This window comes from Stenotrophomonas maltophilia complex sp. Om-AH-Sm3 (assembly GCF_059337855.1).
Map to the genome: position 1 here is coordinate 204,641 of NZ_JBYBLQ010000006.1, position 19,192 is coordinate 223,832.

The 19,192-nt window shown below is 65.2% G+C and carries 16 protein-coding genes, 1 tRNA gene and 1 pseudogene; 11 read left to right on the forward strand and 7 right to left on the reverse strand.

Going from position 1 to position 19,192, the window contains the following annotated elements; translation table 11 throughout:
• The first annotated feature begins 66 nt into the window (after window positions 1–66).
• Window positions 67–711, forward strand: coding sequence for a TetR/AcrR family transcriptional regulator (locus AC10QF_RS09990; RefSeq protein ID WP_494542111.1), 645 nt, complete (start codon window positions 67–69; stop codon window positions 709–711).
• A 72-nt stretch (window positions 712–783) separates the two neighbouring features.
• The gene (locus AC10QF_RS09995) at window positions 784–2,925 is read left to right on the forward strand and encodes a TonB-dependent siderophore receptor (protein ID WP_494542112.1); all 2,142 of its coding nucleotides are present in this window, start codon (window positions 784–786) and stop codon (window positions 2,923–2,925) included.
• A gap of 51 nt (window positions 2,926–2,976) precedes the next feature.
• Here AC10QF_RS09995 and AC10QF_RS10000 read toward each other — a convergent pair.
• Together AC10QF_RS10000 and AC10QF_RS10005 are read right to left on the reverse strand one after the other, a co-directional pair.
• Window positions 2,977–3,798 (reverse strand): annotated as a pseudogene (locus tag AC10QF_RS10000) (XVIPCD domain-containing protein); the annotation flags it as partial.
• A 67-nt stretch (window positions 3,799–3,865) separates the two neighbouring features.
• On the reverse strand, window positions 3,866–4,273 hold the full coding sequence (locus AC10QF_RS10005) for a hypothetical protein (protein ID WP_111178705.1): 408 nt from the start codon (window positions 4,271–4,273) through the stop codon (window positions 3,866–3,868).
• Window positions 4,274–4,907: 634 nt separating this feature from the next.
• Between AC10QF_RS10005 and AC10QF_RS10010 the strand changes: the two genes are divergently transcribed.
• Window positions 4,908–5,357, forward strand: a complete 450-nt coding sequence (locus tag AC10QF_RS10010; protein ID WP_005417274.1) for a DUF3592 domain-containing protein — start codon at window positions 4,908–4,910, stop codon at window positions 5,355–5,357.
• 55 nt (window positions 5,358–5,412) lie between these two features.
• Here the strand turns inward: AC10QF_RS10010 and AC10QF_RS10015 are convergent, their stop codons facing one another.
• Window positions 5,413–5,766 carry a winged helix-turn-helix transcriptional regulator gene (locus AC10QF_RS10015; protein WP_032954284.1) on the reverse strand — a complete coding sequence of 118 codons (354 nt, stop codon included), beginning with the start codon at window positions 5,764–5,766 and terminating at the stop codon, window positions 5,413–5,415.
• A gap of 101 nt (window positions 5,767–5,867) precedes the next feature.
• Here AC10QF_RS10015 and acuI point away from each other — a divergent pair, with 101 nt between their 5' ends.
• The 3 genes from acuI (at window position 5,868) to AC10QF_RS10030 (ending at window position 10,871) form a co-directional block, all read left to right on the forward strand.
• A complete protein-coding gene (gene acuI, locus AC10QF_RS10020; protein ID WP_005417278.1) occupies window positions 5,868–6,857 on the forward strand; it encodes an acrylyl-CoA reductase (NADPH) in 990 nt (329 codons plus the stop codon).
• A gap of 151 nt (window positions 6,858–7,008) precedes the next feature.
• Window positions 7,009–9,762 carry a UvrD-helicase domain-containing protein gene (locus tag AC10QF_RS10025; RefSeq protein WP_494542113.1) on the forward strand — a complete coding sequence of 918 codons (2,754 nt, stop codon included), beginning with the start codon at window positions 7,009–7,011 and terminating at the stop codon, window positions 9,760–9,762.
• Between the two features lie 341 nt (window positions 9,763–10,103).
• Window positions 10,104–10,871 (forward strand): hypothetical protein, encoded by a 768-nt coding sequence (locus AC10QF_RS10030; protein ID WP_494542114.1) that lies wholly within the window; start codon window positions 10,104–10,106, stop codon window positions 10,869–10,871.
• 452 nt (window positions 10,872–11,323) lie between these two features.
• Here AC10QF_RS10030 and AC10QF_RS10035 read toward each other — a convergent pair.
• Window positions 11,324–11,413: transfer RNA gene (locus tag AC10QF_RS10035), tRNA-Ser, on the reverse strand.
• A 124-nt stretch (window positions 11,414–11,537) separates the two neighbouring features.
• Here AC10QF_RS10035 and AC10QF_RS10040 point away from each other — a divergent pair.
• Entirely contained in the window at window positions 11,538–12,611 is a 1,074-nt protein-coding gene (locus tag AC10QF_RS10040) for a DUF4241 domain-containing protein (protein WP_494542115.1), read from the forward strand.
• Between the two features lie 52 nt (window positions 12,612–12,663).
• Here AC10QF_RS10040 and AC10QF_RS10045 read toward each other — a convergent pair whose 3' ends face one another.
• Window positions 12,664–13,656: a LysR family transcriptional regulator gene (locus AC10QF_RS10045; RefSeq protein WP_005410175.1), complete on the reverse strand. Its 993-nt coding sequence runs from the start codon at window positions 13,654–13,656 to the stop codon at window positions 12,664–12,666.
• Window positions 13,657–13,783: 127 nt separating this feature from the next.
• Between AC10QF_RS10045 and AC10QF_RS10050 the strand changes: the two genes are divergently transcribed.
• Both AC10QF_RS10050 and AC10QF_RS10055 read left to right on the forward strand, forming a co-directional pair.
• Complete coding sequence (locus tag AC10QF_RS10050; RefSeq protein ID WP_005417285.1) at window positions 13,784–14,371, forward strand: FMN-dependent NADH-azoreductase; 588 nt, start codon at window positions 13,784–13,786, stop codon at window positions 14,369–14,371.
• Window positions 14,372–14,508: 137 nt separating this feature from the next.
• Entirely contained in the window at window positions 14,509–14,859 is a 351-nt protein-coding gene (locus tag AC10QF_RS10055; RefSeq protein WP_111127345.1) for an SH3 domain-containing protein, read from the forward strand.
• A gap of 141 nt (window positions 14,860–15,000) precedes the next feature.
• Here the strand turns inward: AC10QF_RS10055 and serS are convergent, their stop codons facing one another.
• Complete coding sequence (gene serS, locus AC10QF_RS10060) at window positions 15,001–16,281, reverse strand: serine--tRNA ligase (RefSeq protein ID WP_061478958.1); 1,281 nt, start codon at window positions 16,279–16,281, stop codon at window positions 15,001–15,003.
• 113 nt (window positions 16,282–16,394) lie between these two features.
• Here serS and AC10QF_RS10065 point away from each other — a divergent pair, with 113 nt between their 5' ends.
• Together AC10QF_RS10065 and AC10QF_RS10070 are read left to right on the forward strand one after the other, a co-directional pair.
• On the forward strand, window positions 16,395–17,033 hold the full coding sequence (locus AC10QF_RS10065; protein ID WP_005417291.1) for an energy transducer TonB: 639 nt from the start codon (window positions 16,395–16,397) through the stop codon (window positions 17,031–17,033).
• Between the two features lie 119 nt (window positions 17,034–17,152).
• On the forward strand, window positions 17,153–17,725 hold the full coding sequence (locus AC10QF_RS10070; protein WP_069139846.1) for an energy transducer TonB: 573 nt from the start codon (window positions 17,153–17,155) through the stop codon (window positions 17,723–17,725).
• A 110-nt stretch (window positions 17,726–17,835) separates the two neighbouring features.
• Here AC10QF_RS10070 and aroA read toward each other — a convergent pair whose 3' ends face one another.
• The gene (aroA, locus tag AC10QF_RS10075) at window positions 17,836–19,143 is read right to left on the reverse strand and encodes a 3-phosphoshikimate 1-carboxyvinyltransferase (RefSeq protein WP_005417295.1); all 1,308 of its coding nucleotides are present in this window, start codon (window positions 19,141–19,143) and stop codon (window positions 17,836–17,838) included.
• Window positions 19,144–19,192 lie beyond the last annotated feature (49 nt).

The following is a 19,192-nucleotide window of genomic DNA, read 5'->3' on the forward strand; positions in this document are numbered from 1 at the left end:
TGCGCCGGCCGGCGCTCTGGTGCGCACAATGTTACACTCGGTGTACGTTTACACAAGCCAACCGCCATGACCCCGCCCCAAGGCCGTCGCGAGCAACGCAAGGCACAGACCCGACAGACAATTTCCGATGTCGCCACCGAACTGATCATCCAGCGTGGCTTCGAGGCGGTGTCGATGTCCGAGATCGCCGAGGCCGCCGGGGTCTCGCGCAAGACGGTCTTCAACTATTTCGCCAGCAAGGAGGACCTGGTATTCGACCGCGACGAGGAGGCGCGGGCGTTGCTGCGCGAGGGCATGGCGGCGCGCCGCGGCATGACGCCGCTGGCCGCCTTCCAGTCTCTGGTGAGGGAGCTGCTCGACAGCGGCCATCCCCTGTTGCGGATCAACTCCGGTGCAGCGGCCTTCTGGGCCACCGTGGCCGACAGTCCGGTGCTGGTCGCGCACGCGCGACGGCTGCAGGCACTGCTGGCCGACGACCTCACGCTGTTGATGGCAAGCGCGGTCGGGCGGCCAGCGGGTGATGCCGAGGCACGCCTCGGTGCGGCGATGCTGCTGGCGTCGATGGTGGCGGCCTATCAGGGAGGCCTGGCCAGCCAGCAGGAGGGTGAGGATCCGCGCCAGGCGGTGCTGCAGCTGATCGTACGCGGCGGCACCGGCGTGCTGGTGGCCCTGGCCGGCACCCCGTATACCGACCCGGGCCCGCGTCCATAGTGCATCCGGGGTATAGGTCCCGAAGCACTGCAAATGCTAATCTTTCTCATTTGCAGCCCAGCCTCGTCCCTCATGCCCTTTCCAACCCCGCTCAAGCGCGCCCTCTGCCTGGCGCTGCCCCTTTCCCTGGCTACACCTGCACTGGCTTCCGAGGCCTTCGCTGACACCCCGAAGGACCTGGACAAAGTGGAAGTCCGCGGCCGCGCGCAGACCCTGTATCGCACCAACGATGCGGCCGTCGGCACCCGCACCGATACCCCGCTGGAACTGGTACCGCAGTCGATCCAGGTCGTGCCGCGCGAGCTGATCGACGACCAGGCGGCGCGCCAGGTCACCGATCTGTACCGCAGCATCAGCGGCATCAGCTTCTTCAGCTATGCCGGCGTCACCCTCCGCGGGTTCCGCCAGGAGAACGTGCTCTACGACGGCCTGCGCGGTGATCCCTATGCAGGCTTCTCGGTGCCGCAACTGTTCAATATCGAACGCGTGGAAGTGCTGAAAGGTCCGGCCGGTGCGCTGTACGGCGGTGGTGATGCGGGCGGTGTCATCAACTATGTAACGCGCAAGCCCAAGGCGCGCGCCGAACGCCGCATCGAGCTGCAGGCAGGCGACAGGGACTTCCGCGCCGGATCGATCGAAAGCACGGGCCCCTTGAATGCCAGCGGCAGCATTCGCTATCGCGCCGGCCTGTATGCCGACAGCGAGCAGGGCGTGCGCTGGAATGCCGACAGCGAAAGCGTGATCGGCGATGCCTCGCTGGCCTTCGATGTCGGCCAGACCGGCGAACTGGTGCTGCAGTTCACCGACATCACCCAGAACCTGGGCGGCAACCGCCTGCGCGGCGTGCCGGTGAACGATGCCGGCAGCTTCCTGACCGACCGGCGATGGAACCACAACGAGGCCAGTGACTTCCTCGACATGCGCGCCAAGGTCGCACTGGCGCAGTATCGTTTCGCACCGCGCGACAACCTGGACGTGGACATTGCCGCGCGCTGGTTCAGCAACAACGAGCACCAGATGTACCACGAGCCGATGGGGCTGATTGATCGTGATCGCGACGGCGTGGCCGAGTGGATGACGCGCCAGCTGCGCAACCAGATCCGCGACAACGAGGCCTTCACCGCCAGCGGCAATGCCGTCTGGCGGATCAACACCGGCCGTATCGAACACAAGGTGCTGTTCGGTGCCGACGTGTATCAGCTCGACGCCGACTTCACCGCGCAGACCGCCAACAGTGCCGACCTGGCACGCGGCGCCGGCCCTGTGCGCGGCATCGACCTGTTCAACCCGGTCTATGGCGCGAGCACCTGGCACGACTACAACCTGGCCGCCCTGCCCTGGCGCAGCACCGCCACCCGCAGCAAGCGCTACGGCGGCTATCTGCAGGATGAGCTGGCACTGGGCACGCGCTGGCATGTGCTGGCCGGACTGCGCTGGGATGGCTTCAAGGATGAGGACCGCATGGGTGGCAGCAGCGTGGATGGCAATGCGCTCAGCTGGCGTCTGGGCAGCACCTTTGCCGCCCGGGACGGCGTGAACCTGTACGCCAACGTCGCCAGTGGCTTCGTGCCGCAGAGTGCCGCCAACCAGAATCCGGCGGCCGGTGGGCCCTTCGACGCTGAGCGCAGCAGGCAATGGGAAATCGGCCTGAAATCCCTGCTGGCCGACCGTGTGACCCTGAACATGGCGGCCTACCGCATCGACCGCAGCAACATCGTGCAGGCCACCGGCGAAGTGCGTGACGGCGTGAACCAGCTGGCCGCGCTGGGCCTGGTACGCAGCACAGGTATGGAACTGGACCTGCTGGCCGACGTGACCGAGCGCTGGGTGGTGAACCTGACCTACGCCTACAACGACGCACGGGTGAAGGACGCCGGACCGAACGGCATCACCAATGCCTCCGGCGACCGCTTCGCAAATGCGCCACGCAACAAGCTCGGCCTGTGGACGCGCTACGACCTGCCGTCGATCAACTCGGCTATCGGCTTCGGCGCCGACCACGTGGGCGAGCGTGTCAGCCTGGATGGGCAGACGGTCAAGGCTTACACGGTATTCGACATGAGCTGGAAGACCACGTGGAAGCAGTGGCAGTTCCAGGCCAACGTCAAGAATCTGTTCGACAAGGTGTACGCAGCCAGTGGCTTCATCGAACGCAACGGGCACTTCCCGGGCGAGCCACGGCGGGTGTATGTGCAGGCGGCTTACCGCTTCTGACGGGCCTCTCCGGTAACGCCGTGCCCATACTCGGCTCGGCGCCTCGCTTGGTCACCCCATGCGTATCGCGTGACGCTCGCGCGCCTGCAGATCGATATCCTGCTGGCGCTGCATGGCCGCCTGCTGGCGCTCAAGGCTGGCAGCTTCGATCTGCTGCAGTGATTGTTCAACCGGCATCTGCACCGCAACATCGGTAGGCATGGAAGCCCGCAGGTGCGCCGGATCATTCAACTCACCCTGCACCACGAACACATTGCGGCCGGCCGGATGCTCGGCGGTCTGCGTGCTCAGCAACACATGGTCGGCACGTTCAAGCTGGTTGCGACGGGCCAATGCCATCACGCTCGCCACAAGGCGCTCGCTGTTCTCGTCGTGGGTACGCCCGGCGCCGGCATCGATCGCGGCCACGCCTTCGCGCACCTGTTGCATCAGTGCGTAGTCGCGGTGGCCCGGACCAATGTCGGCCAGGCGGGTCGGTGCCTGCGAGGGATCCGGCACGTCGTCCACGGCGGCGGTCAGCGGGCTGCGGGTGATGGTCCGGTACGGGTCGTCCGGGTGGAACTGGGTGCGTTTTTCCTGGCGTTCCAGACGGACCTCGCGCGCGTCGTTGAGTTCGGCGATGCGGGCGGGGTCGGTGATCTCCCGCATCGACATGTGGCCGCCGCCCGCGCTGACACTGGCCCACTTCCTGTCCGCTGCGAAGTACATTGCGTAGTAGCTGTTGCCACCGATGACGTTCGGATCGACTGCTGAGCGGCCCTCCAGCGCCTGGGTGGCTTCCAGCACGCTCAACCGGGTGAGGTACTGGCCGCCCTTCACCCATCCCATCTGGCTGACAGCATCGACACTGGTGTTGCCTACGCGCGGGCCTCCATTGCAGGGTTCCAGCGCCACTATAGGGAACTGGGCGTCAACGGAACAGGAACCGCATCGCAGCCCTTCATGGAACCAGGCAGCGCTCCACCTGCAGTGACAGCGCCTGGCAGGCGTTGAACAGGCCCTCGACCACGGCGGCGGAGGGACAGCAGGCGGGATCGTCGCTCTCCCGCGCCACATGCGCAGCGTGCAGCACCGCGGTCAACGCCGTGATGCCCGAAATGCTGCGGGTCGCCAGGGCCATGTCGAAGGCGCGGCCGGGGCTCAGGCACATTTCACTCCAGGCCTCGCCATCAGCGCGCAGGTTCCTGCCGTGGCCTGCCAGATGTGCAAAGAATGCCGATGGCGTGACGAACTCGGCGGATTCGCGGAGCGCGTCCTCCAGCGTTTCGGCCAAGGCAGCGGGAAGATCGCGCACGGCGGCGCCCAGCAGCGCATGCAGGCGGGGATGGTCGGGAAGACGTTCGGGCATGACGGCAACCTCACGATGTGGCCACCTGCAGATGCAAGGTGGCGGACGGTGCGGGTTGGCGTGCCGGATACGTAGTACGAAAGCCGACGGGCCCTAAGACCCCCACGCACCATCCGCCATGAACTGACAGAGAGTGCATTGTCGTGATCGCAACATACGTTGCAACTACGACGCCTTGTACTACGTAAGTTCGAGACGCCAATCCCGGCCAGGGCGAGTGCCTTGGCGCGGCGATAATGGGCGCACTCCGTCGTGGATGGAAAGTAGGAAAAGTCCGCGCTGACACGTTCCTACGCTGGTTGCGTCACGGGATGGCGAACCGCCCACCGACTGACGCGCTTCGTTGGTACATCGCGCCTGCCTGCGCGTGGGACCCAACGATCACTTCGAGCCGGACACGACACACCGGCTATGGCGATCGCGCAGAAAGTCGCAATACGCACGGCCTTCCCTTCCAGCTCGAACACCATCGGCCCGCGCTGGAGACACACCGGGAACCGTTGCATGGAAGCGCCCAGAGCTATATTCGAGCGCGAGATCTGATCACAACGGAATGTGCGCGCCGCGCCATTTTCATACGAGATCCGCGAGCTGATGACTATAGTCGCCGACCTCAATGGATCAGGAGCTCATCATGGAATTCACTTCCTGGCGCAACATCCTTGTTGCCGCTGGTATAGCTGTCGCACTTTCCGTGGCCGCCTACAACGATCATCATCGTCATGCGCTTACTGATGGCGCTGAAGGGCGCGATGCGGTGGGCCTCGTCACCGAGGTGCATTGGGATGAGAAGAGGGGCAGAAAGAGCAACTTCGTCCTGAATGTCGAGTTCGAAACTGAAGACGGCCAATCACGCGTTGAGAAGATCGCGGTCTCCAACGACCTTGGCAATCGGATGCGTGCCACCGACGAGGCGGAGGAAATTGATATCCGCTACAACGCCAAAGACCCGTCCGTGGCGATGGCCGTTGGCGAAGCGGACAACTCCCTGCTGTTGTTGTGGCTGGCAATCGCCTCCGGGCTGGTCACCCTGGCACTGCTGGCCACCCGGGTGGTGCAGGGCCGGAAAGCGCAGCCGGCCTGACCCATCCAGGCGCGAGCGCATCCACCAATGCGCTCGCGCAGAGCCAAAAGTCTCTTCAACTCTGGCAATCGCCTTCCGTGCTTCCATGGCCGCGATAGGTCTCGCCCCACTCGCGCATGGCCAGCAGCACCGGCACCAGCGTGCGGCCGAACTCGGACAGCTCGTATTCCACCTTGGGTGGCACTTCCGGATACACGTGGCGGATCACCACGCCATCGGCTTCCAGTTCACGCAGCTGGCTGGTGAGCATGGACTGGGTGGCATTAGGCACCCGCCGCGTCAGTTCCATGAAACGTCGCTTGCCGGTCATCAGGTGAAACAGAATGATCGGCTTCCACACGCCACCGATCACGGACAGCGTGACTTCCACCGCACACCCGCTCTTGCCATCCCAACGCCTGCTACGCATGCATACTCCGGAAAACCATAGTACCTACGGAAAATCATCGTTCTTGTTGCAATAGTGGCACGAGCCTAGCATGGCCCCATTCCATGAATGTGAGGCCATCCATGACGTTCAAAGCCCTGCTGACCGGCAAGACGAACAACCAGCTTTCGACCGAGCTGGTCGATTTCGACGAGGCGGACCTGATGGACGGCGATGTCCTGGTGCAGGTCGAGTACTCCACGCTCAACTACAAGGATGCGCTTGCGCTCACCGGCAAGAGTCCGATCATCCGGAGATTCCCGCTCATTCCCGGCATCGATCTGGCAGGCGTGGTACTGGAATCCAGCAGGGCCGACTTCAAGCCAGGCGACCGCGTCGTGCTCAATGGCTGGGACCTGAGCATGGGCCACCACGGCGGCCTGGCACAGCGCGCCCGCGTACGCGGCGAATGGCTCAACCGGATTCCTGGCAACCTGAGCACCCGTGACGCCATGGCCATCGGTACCGCTGGCTATACCGCGATGCTGTGCGTGCTGGCCCTGGAACATGCCGGGGTGACGCCCGAGAAGGGCGATGTGCTGGTGACTGGCGCCAACGGTGGCGTCGGCTCGATTGCGGTGGCGATCCTGTCGAAGCTGGGCTATCGCGTGGTAGCCGCCACCGGACGCCCGGAGCATGCTGAGTATCTGCACAACCTGGGTGCGGCCGAGATCATCGATCGTGCGCAGCTTTCGGAGCCGCGCGAGCGGCCGGTGAGTGCCGAACGCTGGGCCGGCGTGGTGGATGTGGCCGGCGGCCCTACCCTGGTCAACGCCATCGCCGAGACGAAGTATCGCGGTGCCGTGGCCGCGTGCGGCCTGGCGCAGAGCGACGCTCTGCACGGCTCGGTATTGCCCTTCATCCTGCGCAACGTGACCCTGGCTGGCGTGGATTCGGTGAATGCCCCACAAGAGGTTCGCCAGCGCGCCTGGGATCGGCTTGCGACCGACCTGGACCCGCAAAAGCTGGAAAGCACCGTGCAGCAGATCGGCCTCGCCGAGGTGCTGGATGTCTATGAGCAGATCATCCCCGGCAAGGTGCGCGGCCGCATCGTCGTGGATGTGAACGCCTGACGCCTGTCGCGCTGGCGAGGGTGCAATGCCATCGCTGGCTCACGCGCGCGACTGACCGGAAAACGCAGCGTGCCACGCCAAGCCGCCTTATCATGGGGCGGCAAGGGCGCTTTACGCCCGGTGACGTACGCAAGGCAGTATCTGGATGTCTATGGAATGGCGCCCCTCGGTCTGGGGCCAGCGTGTGACCCGCTCGCCGGACTGGCAGTTGCGGCTGGATGGCGAACAGCTCGCGCTTTTGATCGACGGCAGGCAATACCACCAGCATGTGGCGAACGAACACAGCGTGCGGGTCGTTCGCGGCGTGCTCTGGTCCCGGGTCGAACTGACGACCGAGCACGGTGAAGCACTGTCCGTGGATGGGCTGCCCAACAGCCAGGGCTCCGGGCTTGCCGCTGCCGTTCAGCACGTGCTTTTCACGCGCTCCAGACGAGGGCGCAAGGCACTGTTTGAGCACGTTCTGGCGCAGATCCAGGCGTGGCTGGCCGAGGCAGATGCGCTTACCGACCGAGGCACCACCGGCCGCCGCTGGATCACGTACGAACAGCAGCAGGCGTTGCTGGCCGAACGCCCGTCCCTGCCCCTCACGTCAGCCGAGCTGGAGCAGCTGTTCCTCGACGAGGAGGTGCATGACGACCTGCACTCGGACCGCCACCGCATGGCACTGGATGCACTGCACGACTGGCAGCTGGATTGGCCCGCCATGTGGGCGGACGCCAATGAGGCAATGGCGACCCGTGAACTGGGTCTGGCCAAGCCCTTCCTGGACCGGGTCGAGAGCAGGCCGCTGACCGAGGAGCAGGCCCGCGCCGTCATCTGCTTCGACAACCGGGTGCAGGTCGTGGCCGCGGCCGGCTCTGGCAAGACCTCCACGATGGTTGCCAAGGCCGCTTATGCCATCGATCGCGGCTTTTTCCAGCCCGAACGGATTGTGATGCTCGCCTTCAACAAGGACGCCGCTCAGGAGCTGGAAGAGCGCGCGCAGCGATGCTTCGACCGGCTCGGCATGGGCGACACCATGGTGGAAGCCTGGACCTTCCACGCCCTGGGCCTGTCCCTCATCGCCAAGGCCACAGGGCGCAAGCCCGATATCCCGGAATGGGCGGTCGACGCAACGCTGGGCTTCAACAAGCTGGCCGAACTGGTGGACGACCTGAAGGACCGTTCGACCCACTTCCGCACCCAGTGGGACATGTTCCGCCTGGTGTTCGGACGCGATCTGCCGCCGTTGGGTACCGACATGATGGCCGATGGTTACGACCGCGATGGCACACCCTACATACGTACACTGCAGGGTGAGCGGGTGAAGAGCCTGGAAGAGTGCGTCATCGCCGACTGGCTGTTCTACAACGGCGTGGCGTACGACTACGAGCGGCGCTACGAGTTCGATACCGCGACGGATACCCACCGCCAGTATCGTCCGGACTTCTACTATACGGACGCCCAGCTGTATCACGAGCACTTTGCGCTGGATGCCGATGGCCAGCCGCCGAAGCACTTTGCCAACTACAGCGAAGGGATGCGCTGGAAGCGGCAGCAGCATGCGGCACGCGGCACCGCACTGGTCGAAACGACGTCGTTCGGCCTGCGCAGTGGACAGGCCCTGCAGCATCTTGCCGAGCGGCTGGGTGCGTCTGGTGTCGAACTCGACCCGCACCCGGACCGCGAGCTGCCTGACCAGGGCGCCAAGCCGATGCCGGATGCAGACCTGATTGGCCTGATGCGCACCTTCATTGCGCATGCCAAGAGCAACTGCCTGACGCTGGATGACATGGCGGCGCGCCTGCGGCAGATGCCCGAGGATCAGTTCAAGGAACGCTACCGGCGCTTCCTGGAGATCGCCGGGCCGGTTTTCCAGGCCTGGGACAACGCGCTGGCTGACGAGCGCAGCATCGACTTCGAGGACATGCTCAACATGGCCGCCGGGCTGCTGGAACAGGGCCACTATGAATTACCCTACGATCTGGTGATGGCCGACGAATTCCAGGATGCATCGCGCGCCCGTGCGCGCTTCTGCCGTGCGCTGGTCAGCCAACCGGGCCGCTATCTGTTTGCGGTGGGCGATGACTGGCAGTCGATCAACCGCTTCGCTGGCGCCGACGTTTCGGTGATGACCGGATTCCGTGAATGGATGGGGCATGGCCAGGTGCTGAAACTGGAGCAGACGTTCCGCTGCCCGCAGGCACTGTGCGATGTTTCCAGCCGCTTCATCAGCCGCAACCCCGCGCAGATGGCCAAGAAGGTCCGCTCTGCTGCGCCGGCAGTCGGCCCGGTGCTGCAGGCGTTCCAGATGAACCGGCGTGAGGAGGTGCAGGATGGCGTTCGCCAATACCTGTCGAAACTGCACCAGCAACTATTGTCAGGCGCGGTGGCGCAGGGCCGCAACGGGCGCGTGACGGTCTTTGTTCTGGGGCGCTACCGCGCGGACCGCGGCGCGGTGCCTTCGGATTGGAAGACGGCCTTTGGCAGCACGATGGACGTCGAGTTCCTGACCGCACATCGATCGAAGGGGCGCGAGGCGGACTACGTGATCCTGCCGGGCATGATCAACCGCAGCTTCCCGAGCCTGCGCGCCGATGACCCGGTGCTTTCGCTGGCGATGCCGGATGGTGATACCTATCCGCTGAGCGAAGAACGACGCCTGTTCTATGTCGCGCTGACGCGTGCACGACGATCGGTTGCGATGTTCACCGTGCAGGGCAGGCACTCGCCGTTCCTGGATGAGCTGGTGGAGGACGGGGCAGTGGAAGTGACCGCGATTTCAGGCGCGGCCATCCACGAAGAGCGCTGCCCGGTGTGCAAGGTGGGCGTGTTCGTGGACCGCAATGGGCCGCATGGGGCGTTCCGGTCGTGCTCGAGTTACCCGTTGTGCCATAACAAGCCGAAGGGTGGGCGTCGGGGATGAACACGTGACCTCACCAGCGAGCGAGCAGTTCAAGTATCCAGGGGTCGTAGTCTGTCAGAAACACAAATGCCTCTCCCTGGGCATTCGCGCATGGCGATGAGAGTGACCGCACCCAGCCGGCTGTCTCCCAGTATCGCCATGAAACTAGGGCCAAGAATATAGGCACGACCCAGCGAAGATTACGATCAGCGCGGGAAGGTTAAATTGCCAACCAATTTCACAAAATGCGAGCAACCTCGCACAAGCGAGCCCTGCATCGCATATGGTGTAGGCAGTGTCTCCAAGTCTCTCGGCATTTGAGTCCAGGAGGTCACTGGCCAGCTGCGAAAACAGCTCGACTGATGCGCCAAATCGAACAAGGGAAAAGTATGGACACTGTAAAGAAATCATCGAAGCCGATTGGAAAGGCCTTGATCGCCCTCGCCATTCTCGTTGCGGTCGCGCCAGGACTAGCGGCCGCCAATCCGATTGCCAGTGAAAGATCGGCGATTCATGAACGCCAGCTTGAATCTTCCGATGGAAAGAAGTGGATCGTTCGAACCATCCCGACGTCCGATTTCCAAGGCGGTACGGTGATGGTTGAGCAACGTCTGTTCAGAGATGGAAAGGGCGGGCTTGTCTATCGGTTTGACGACCAAAGTCAAGCAACCAAGATCTATCACCAGGCCCTGTGTGAAGCAAAAGACTCTGTCCCCTCAAGAGGGGCAACCACAATCTCCGGAGAGGCAGTGTGGAGTTGGTCCTGCACAAACAGCAAAGCTGATATCCCCTCTTCGAGCAATGCTCCAATCTCCGCCAGGAGCTCGGACTATCTGTACGCTGTCGCCCCCGACGGGTACTATCCTGTAGCAAAAAATTTCACATCCACTGGCGCTGTTGCTTTTAAGAGTGTAGTCGCGGGAGACATGAAGGCAACGCTCTCCATCGATGATGGAAGATGTACAACGTCGGTGACCGAGCCATATAGCTCACCATTCGAAGGCACACACACAGCGCAAGTGGCGTGTCTGATAAGTGATGCCCGAACTGTGAACACGTCGATGGAAGGATGCATACCGCAGCGGTGTGCTACTGGTAGAGGTTCCCTCAGCGCTGTGCAGTCTCCCTGAATCCACATTCAGATCAGTATTCGTTGGTATGTACAGGCGCAGCAGCTGAGCAACCCAACGCAGAGTAGACACTTGCTGTTCCCCATTACCGTAGACCCTGACGACAATCCCGACGCTCTGGCGAGGGGCGACGGCCATGTCAGGTGCTGAGATCACCTGTGTTGGGGCACTGCCCGGATGCTTGCCGACGCCCGCGCGGTGCCCTGTTTCGTCAGACGGTCAATTCGTAGAGCAGAAGGTTCGGCGCGGCCTCCGTCGCTGCAGGGAGAAGATTGCGCTGCGCCTGTTGTTGGCCGAGGCGACAACTTCCTCTGGATAGAATCCGGGGTGCAAGGCTGGGTTCGGCAGCAGATCGCGCAGAATCGACCTTTGCAGGTGGAAGGGTAAGCGGGCGGGCAGCTAAGGCTGTAGAAGCGAAAAAGCCCCTATTTCCAGGAGCTTTTTGCAAAGACTGGCGGAGAGAGTGGGATTCGAACCCACGGAAGGTTTAACCCTTCGCCGGTTTTCAAGACCGGTGCCTTAAACCGCTCGGCCATCTCTCCAATTGGGTCCCGGTCGCCCGGGCAGCGACGTATTCTCGCACGTGAAGGGCATTTGCCCAAGACCACCTTGCCCCTGCCCTTCGCATCCGGCACGGTGGGAGCCTTCACCGCACTCGGAGCCGCCATGGCCCATCTCGATCTGGCCAACCTGCGCACCTGCCTGCTGGACGATACACAGCTGGCCGCTGTGGCCCTGCACCGCACCTTCGCGGGGCACCTGCCGGTCAGCAGCGGGCAGCTGGTGGTCTGCGATCCGCTGGTCCAGGCCGAGGCGCCTGCGCTGGCCGACTACACCGCCCCGCTGGGGCGGCACCCGGTCGAAATCATCGTGCACAGCGGCCGCCCGGCCCTGGCCGTGGTCTGGTTCAAGCCCCGCGAAGCTCTTACCGCGACCGCCCTGCACTGGCAGATGGCGCGCTGGACCACCCAGGACCTGACCGGCCTGGATGAGGACAGCTTCATCGGCTATCCGGTCGACGCTGGCATCGGTTGTTTCATGGACACCGACACCCAGCAGGCGCTGCTGGCCCTGATCGAACAGGCCGATGGCGAGGAAGAGAGTGAATGGTCGGATGCACTGATCGACCACGATGGCCTGGACGAAGGCGTCGAATACCGCCCCTGGGGGGAGAACTCGCCGCACGGCCTGGTGGTCTTCACCAGCGGCTGGGGCGACGGTGTCTATCCCAGCTACTGGGGGCTGGATACGTCCGGCATTCCGGTCGCCCTGGTCACCGATTTCCTGTGCATCCAGGGCGGCGATGGGCGCGACGAGCGCGAGATTGCCGACCAGGCCTATCGCGACAACCTGCCCCCTGCGGAAGCCGAGGCGCTGGCGCGGCTGGTGGCTGCGGTAGAAGGAGACGACGCGGAGGCATTGCAGGACCTGCTGAAGGATGCGCCGCAGCGCGCCAACCAGATCGAACCGGGCTGCGGCGGCACCGCCCTGTACGAGGCGATCCGCCTGGACCGCCCGCAGGCATTGCGGGTGCTGTTGCAGGGCGGCGCATTGCCGGCAATGCCCGAACGCCTTCACATGAGCAAGGTGACCGGCTATCTGGACTATGCGCGCTTCCTGAAGAAGCCGCGCAGCGCGGAACTGATGGCGGTGCTGGAAGCGCCCGACGTTGCGGCCGAACCGCCACCGGCCGCAGCGCGACGCCGCAGCTTCTGGGACCGGCTGTTCGGCCGGAACTGATCGTCGGAAAACAGCAACGCCGGGCATGGCCCGGCGCTACCGTTCAGCGCTCTCAGCCGGCATCCACCGCCAGCGCACCCAGCGCACTGGCCTTGATCCGCTCCTTGGCCTTTTCACAGGCGCCACCGCAATCCAGGCGCGAGGCCTCCAGCTGCGGCGGCAGGTGCTCGGCCAGGAAGTCGATGAACACGCGCACCGCCGGCAGCAGGCCGCGGCGCGAAGCGAACACGGCGTGGCACACGCCCTGCGGCAGCGACCAGTCCGGCAGCACCACTTCCAGCTCGCCGTTGCGCACGGCGTCGGCGCACACGGTCTCCGGCAGCATGGTGATGCCGAAACCGTCCTTCACCATGCTCTGCAGCAGCGGGAAGTCGAAGCCGGCCACGCGCGGCTGCAAGTCGACCCGGCGCACTTCGCCTTCCGGGCCATGCAGTTCCCAGCGCTGGCGTGCTTCGTCTTCGCTGATGCTGAGGGTGACGTGCTGGGTGAGCTCTTCCGGGTCCTTGGGGCGTCCGGCGCGGTCCAGGTACTTGGGGCTGGCCACCAGCAGTTCCTGCACCTGGCCGAAGCTGCGCATCACCAGGCTGCCGTCGTCATCCAGGCGCGAACGCACGCGCAGAGCCACATCGTAGCCTTCGTTGATGATGTCAACGCGGCGGTTGCTGATGTTCAGCTGCAGCCGCACCTTCGGGTACTGCTCAAGGAACTTGGGCAGCAGCTTGGGCAGCTGCATCTGCGCCAGCGACACCGGCACGCTGGCGCGCACCACGCCGCGCGGTTCCGCACTGAGGCGGTCGACCACTTCGCGGGCGGCCTGCGCTTCGGCCAGCATCGTCTGCGCGTGGCGGTGCACGCTGGTGCCGACGTCGGTGACCGCGAAACGGCGCGTGGAGCGCTGCAGCAGGCGTACGCCCAGGTCGGTTTCCAGCTGGCTGATGCGGCGGCTCAGGCGCGACTTGGGAATACCCAGTGCGCGCTCGGCGGCGGCGAATCCGCCATGGTCGACCACCATCGCGAAGTAGTACAGGTCATTCAGGTCATGCATACCCGAGTTCCATATCTAGAACAATACGTGGCATTCAACCACCTTTATTCCGCCTTTGCAACAACCTATCGTTCTCTCCGTCGGCGGGGCCATCCCGCCCCTTCCTCCCAGAACACAGGTGACTGCCATGAAGCTTCTGCATCTCGACGCCAGCGTGCTTGGCGACAACTCCGTCTCGCGCCAGCTGTCGGCCGCTGTGGTCGCCCGCTTCGCCAGCCAGATCGATGGCCTGCAGGTCGATTATCGCGATCTTGACGCCAATCCGGTACCGCATCTGCGCAGCAGCTCGCTGGCCAAGACCGACGCGGCCGAGGCGACCGATGCTGAACAGGTGATGCAGCAGTTCCTGGACGCCGACATCGTGGTGATCGGCGCGCCGATGTACAACTTCAGCATTCCGTCCACGCTGAAGGCCTGGATCGACCGCGTGGCCGTGGCCGGCCGCACCTTCAAGTACACCGAGAACGGCCCGGTGGGCCTGGCCGGTGGCAAGCGGGTGATCATCGCCAGCAGCCGTGGCGGCATCTACACCGACTCGCCGGCCGACTTCCAGGAGCCGTTCCTGCGCCAGGTGTTCGCCTTCATGGGCATCAACGAGGTCGAATTCGTGCGCGCCGAGGGCATCGCCTATTCGCCGCAGCACCGTGAAGACGCCATTGCCGGTGCACTGGCGGCACTGCCGTCGCACGAAGCGGCCGAAGCCGTCGCTGCGTAACGCGTTCCAACGTTCGGCGCCCCTCTCTCCTCGTCTGGGCGCTGAACGCGGGCCGGGATCCCCTCCCCCATCCCGGCCCACCCTGGCGGCCCCGCAATGCGGGGCCGTCTTCTTTTGCGACGCGCTAGGCTGGGGGCATGAACTACATCGTGACGGCTGCGCACCGCAGCGAATTTCCGCACCCGATCACCCTGCGCCGCGGCCAGGCGCTGGTAGTGGGCGAACGCTATGAAGGCCCGGAGGGCTGGGACGACTGGTTCCTGTGCGAGGCCGAGGGGCAGCAGCCCGGCTTCGTGCCGGCGCCGGTGATCGGCCGCGATGCGCAGGGTGGCGCGTTTGCCACCGAGGATTACTGCGCGCGGGAGCTGGATGTGGATCCGGGGCAGCTGCTGCGAGGGATGCGCACGCTTAACGGGTGGGCATGGTGCATGCCGGAGGCCGGCGAACCGGGATGGGTGCCGTTGGAGAAGCTGCGCGCTGTGGAGTGATCGCGGGGGTTCATCCACGCATGGCGTGGATCTACTGGGGCATCGTTGAATTCATGCCCGGCGCGTGCAACATCCTCAAGTAGATCCACGCCATGCGCGGATACGGTGCCATGCAAGCATGGCACCCACCCAGCCAGAGAATCAGGCGATGGTTTCCAGACCGCCCATGTACGGGCGCAGGGCCTCCGGCACGGTGATGCTGCCGTCGGCGTTCTGGTAGTTCTCCATCACCGCGATCATCGCGCGGCCAACCGCCACGCCCGAGCCGTTCAGGGTATGCACCAGCTCAGGCTTGCCGGTGGCCGGGTTGCGCCAGCGCGCCTGCATGCGGCGGGCCTGGAAGTCACCACAGTTCGAGCACGAGGAGATCTCGCGGTAAGTCTCCTGCGACGGCAGCCAGACTTCCAGATCGTAGGTCTTCACCGCCGAGAAGCCCATGTCGCCGGTGCACAGCAGCACCTTGCGGTACGGCAGGCCCAGCTTTTCCAGCACCACTTCGGCACAGCGGGTCATGCGCTGGTGCTCGGCGTCGCTGTCTTCCGGGCGGCTGATCGAGACCAGCTCGACCTTCTCGAACTGGTGCTGGCGGATCATGCCGCGCACGTCGCGGCCACCGCTGCCGGCCTCGGCACGGAAGCACATCGAGTGGGCGGTCATGCGCAGCGGCAGGCGCTCGGCGTCGACGATCTCGTCGCGCACGATGTTGGTCAGCGGCACTTCCGAGGTCGGGATCAGGTACCGCGTGGAGTCGCCCACGGCGGTCTTGAACAGGTCGTCCTCGAACTTCGGCAGCTGGCTGGTGCCACGCAGCGAATCGGCGTTGACCAGCAGCGGCACGTTGGTTTCCTCATAGCCGTGCTCACCGGTGTGCAGGTCGACCATGAACTGGGCCAGCGCACGGTGCAGGCGCGCGATCGGGCCGCGCAGTACGGTGAAGCGCGAGCCGGACAGCTTGGCCGCGGTCTCGCCGTCCAGCCAGCCGTTGCGCGCACCCAGCTCAACGTGGTCGAGCACCTTGAAGTCGAACTGGCGCGGAGTACCCCAGCGCGCCTGCTCGACATTGTCGTTCTCGTCGGCACCGGCCGGCACGTCATCGGCCGGCAGGTTCGGAATCCCCATAGAGATCGCTTCGATCTTCTCGCGCAGCTCGTCCAGCGCCACTTCCGAGGCCTTCAGCTCGTCGGCGAATGCAGCGACCTCGGCCATGATGGCCGACACGTCCTCGCCCTTGGCCTTGGCCTGGCCGATGGCCTTGGAACGGCTGTTGCGCAGGCTCTGCAGCTCCTGGGTACGCACCTGGATGCGCTTGCGATCGGCCTCCAGGGACTCCAGGGCAGACACGTCGAGCTCGAAGCCGCGGCTGGTGCGCAGGCGTTCGGCGAGGTCGGCGGGCTGGTGGCGGAGCAGGGCTGGATCAAGCATGGCAGGTGTCGTGGTGGGTATCAGGGATGGGATTATCGCTTGTTATACGGATTTCTGCCGCCCGGTTCATTCCCGCCGTGGCAGAATCGGGGCATTCCGTACTGGTCCGGTCCATGTCTGCACCCCGCTCGTCGTCCGCCAAGTCGTTTACCGTGCATATCCCGCGCAACGCCCTGAAGATCGCGGGCATCGCCTTCGGCGTGGGCGTGCTGCTGTTCGTGCTGGTCTGGTACACCGGTCGCGACAAGGAATTCTTCCGCGCCGACCCGGCCGCACAGACCCCGCAGGAGACGGCGCAGGTGGAACCGCTGCCCGAACCGCTGGCTGCGGCCGCCGGTTCCAGCGACATGCCCGATGCCAAGCCGGCCCCGGTCGAGGAGGAAGCCCCGAAGCTGGTCGAAACCCCGCCGCCACCGCCGGCGCCCGTCGCTGAAGCGGCCCCGGTCGCACCGGCCCCGGCGCCGGCTGCTACAGGCAACAGCCAGCCGATGCCGATTGCCGGCCAGTCGCCTCCACCGGCCTACCCGGCCGCCGCGCTGCGCGCCGGCGAGACCGGCAGCGTGGTGGTGCGCGTGGACGTGGATGCCACCGGCTATCCGAACAATGCCACGGTGATCCAGCGCAGCGGCTCACGCGAGCTCGACCGTGCCGCGACCGATGCGGTGCGCCGCTGGCGCTTCACCCCGGCACAGAGCAACGGCCAGGCCGTACCGGGCAGCATTGAAGTGCCGTTCGACTTCAAGACCCAGTAACTGAACGTTTCCCGGCAGGCAAACTGAACCCTGCCGGTCGCGTTGACGCAACGCTGACACTTCCCGCCACTGGCCCGCGCAACACTCTCCCCGTCGTCCATTGACGGAAGGAGTTTGCGATGACCGCCACCACCCACGAAGACCTTCATTCGCCGCAGCTGCAGCAGGACGCCAGCGAACAGCACAAGCCCACGTCGCCCTGGATGTGGATCGCGCTGATCGTGGCGATGTTTGCCGCCGCGCTGCTCTGGCTGCGTCACTCGAACCAGGAAGACGTGGCGCCGGCACCGGTCGGCGAGCGCATGCTGCCCGCGCCCGAGCAGGCGCCGGTCGCCGATGTACAACAGCCTGCGGCCCGCCAGGCCGCAGCGGCCGGCAACCAGCGCAAGGCCCCCCCTGCCGTACGCAATCGCGAGGCACGCCCGCTGGCAGGCAACAGCAAGCCGACCTACCCCGCTGCCGCGCTGCGCAATGGCGTGCAGGGCAGCGTGGTCGCCAGCCTGAATGTCGATGCCCGCGGCCAGGTCACCAATGCTGCGATTGTTTCGCGCAGCGGCGAGCGCAGCCGTGACCTGGATCGTGCGGTGCTGAGCGCCGTGCAGAACTGGAAGTTCCAGCCGGCGATGCATGAAGGCCGTGCAGTGGCCAGTGTGGTGCGGGTCCCGGTGGATTTCCGTACCGGACAGCGTTGATCGCGGACGAGGGGTTCGTGATGTTTAGACGGAGGCTTCGGCCTCCGTCCTTTTATGCGGAGAAGCGTGCCAACCGAGGTTGGCACCTACCCGAAAACCTGATCGGCCGATCAGGCCAGGTTGAAGCCGGCGCTGCGCGCCAGGCCGTCGAAGTCCGGGAAGGACGTGGCGACGTTGGCGATGTCGTTGATGCGCACTTCGCCGTCGCTGATCTGGCCGGCAATGGCAAACGCCATGGCAATACGGTGGTCACCGTGGCTTTCGATGGTGCCGCTGCCCAGGCGCACGCCCCCGTGCAGGGTGGCACCGTCTTCGGTCTCGTCCACCTGCATGCCCAGCGCACGCAGGCCGGTGGCCATCGCCGCAAGGCGGTCGGATTCCTTCACCCGCAGCTCGGCCGCACCGCTCACCACGGTCTGGCCCTCGGCGGCCGCGGCGGCCACGAACAGCGCCGGGAACTCGTCGATCATGTCCGGCACCAGTTCTTCCGGAATGCGTGCGCCCTTCAGCGGGGCGTAGCGCACCACCAGGTCGGCCACCGGTTCACCGCCCTGTTCTGCCGGGTTCTCTTCGCTGATGTCCGCACCCATCAGGCGCAGCGCATGCAGCAGGCCAGTGCGACGCGGATTCAGGCCGACCTGCTTCAGGCGCAGCTCGGAACCGGGAATGATGCTGGCGGCGACCAGGTAGAACGCGGCCGAAGAGAAATCGGCGGGTACCACGATATCCGTGGCGCGCAGGCGCTGGCCACCGCGCAGGCGGGCCTTGCCCGGCGAAAACGCGATGTCCACGCCGAATGCGGACAACATGCGCTCGGTGTAGTCGCGGGTCGGGTGCGGTTCGGTCACGCTGGTTTCGCCCTGCGCATACAGCCCGGCCAGCAGCACCGCCGACTTGACCTGCGCACTGGCCACCGGCGAGGCGAAATCGATGCCGTGCAGCGCTTGGCCACCATGCACGTGCAGCGGCGGCGTGCCGTCGTCCTGGGTGTCGATCCTTGCGCCCATCTGCGACAGCGGGCCGGTCACGCGGCGCATCGGTCGGCCGGACAGCGATTCATCGCCGATCAGCGTGCAGTCGAAGGCCTGGCCTGCCAGCAGGCCCGCCAGCAGGCGCATGCCGGTACCGGCATTGCCGCAGTCCAGCGGTGCCTGCGGTGCTTTCAGGCCGTCGATACCCACCCCATGCACGATGCGCTGCGACGGGCTGGGGGTTTCGATGCGCACCCCCAGCTGGCTGAAGATGCGCGCGGTTGCGCGGGTGTCTTCGCCTTCCAGGAAGCCTTCGATGTGCGAGGTGCCATCGGCCAGCGCGGCAAACATCACCGAGCGGTGCGAGACCGACTTGTCTCCGGGAATGGTCAGGCTGCCCTGCAGCGGCTGGCCCTTGCGGGCAATCCAGTGTTGCGCGTTGCTCATCGTTCGATCATTCCGTAAACACCGGCAGCGCCGGCGATGCATCAGGGAG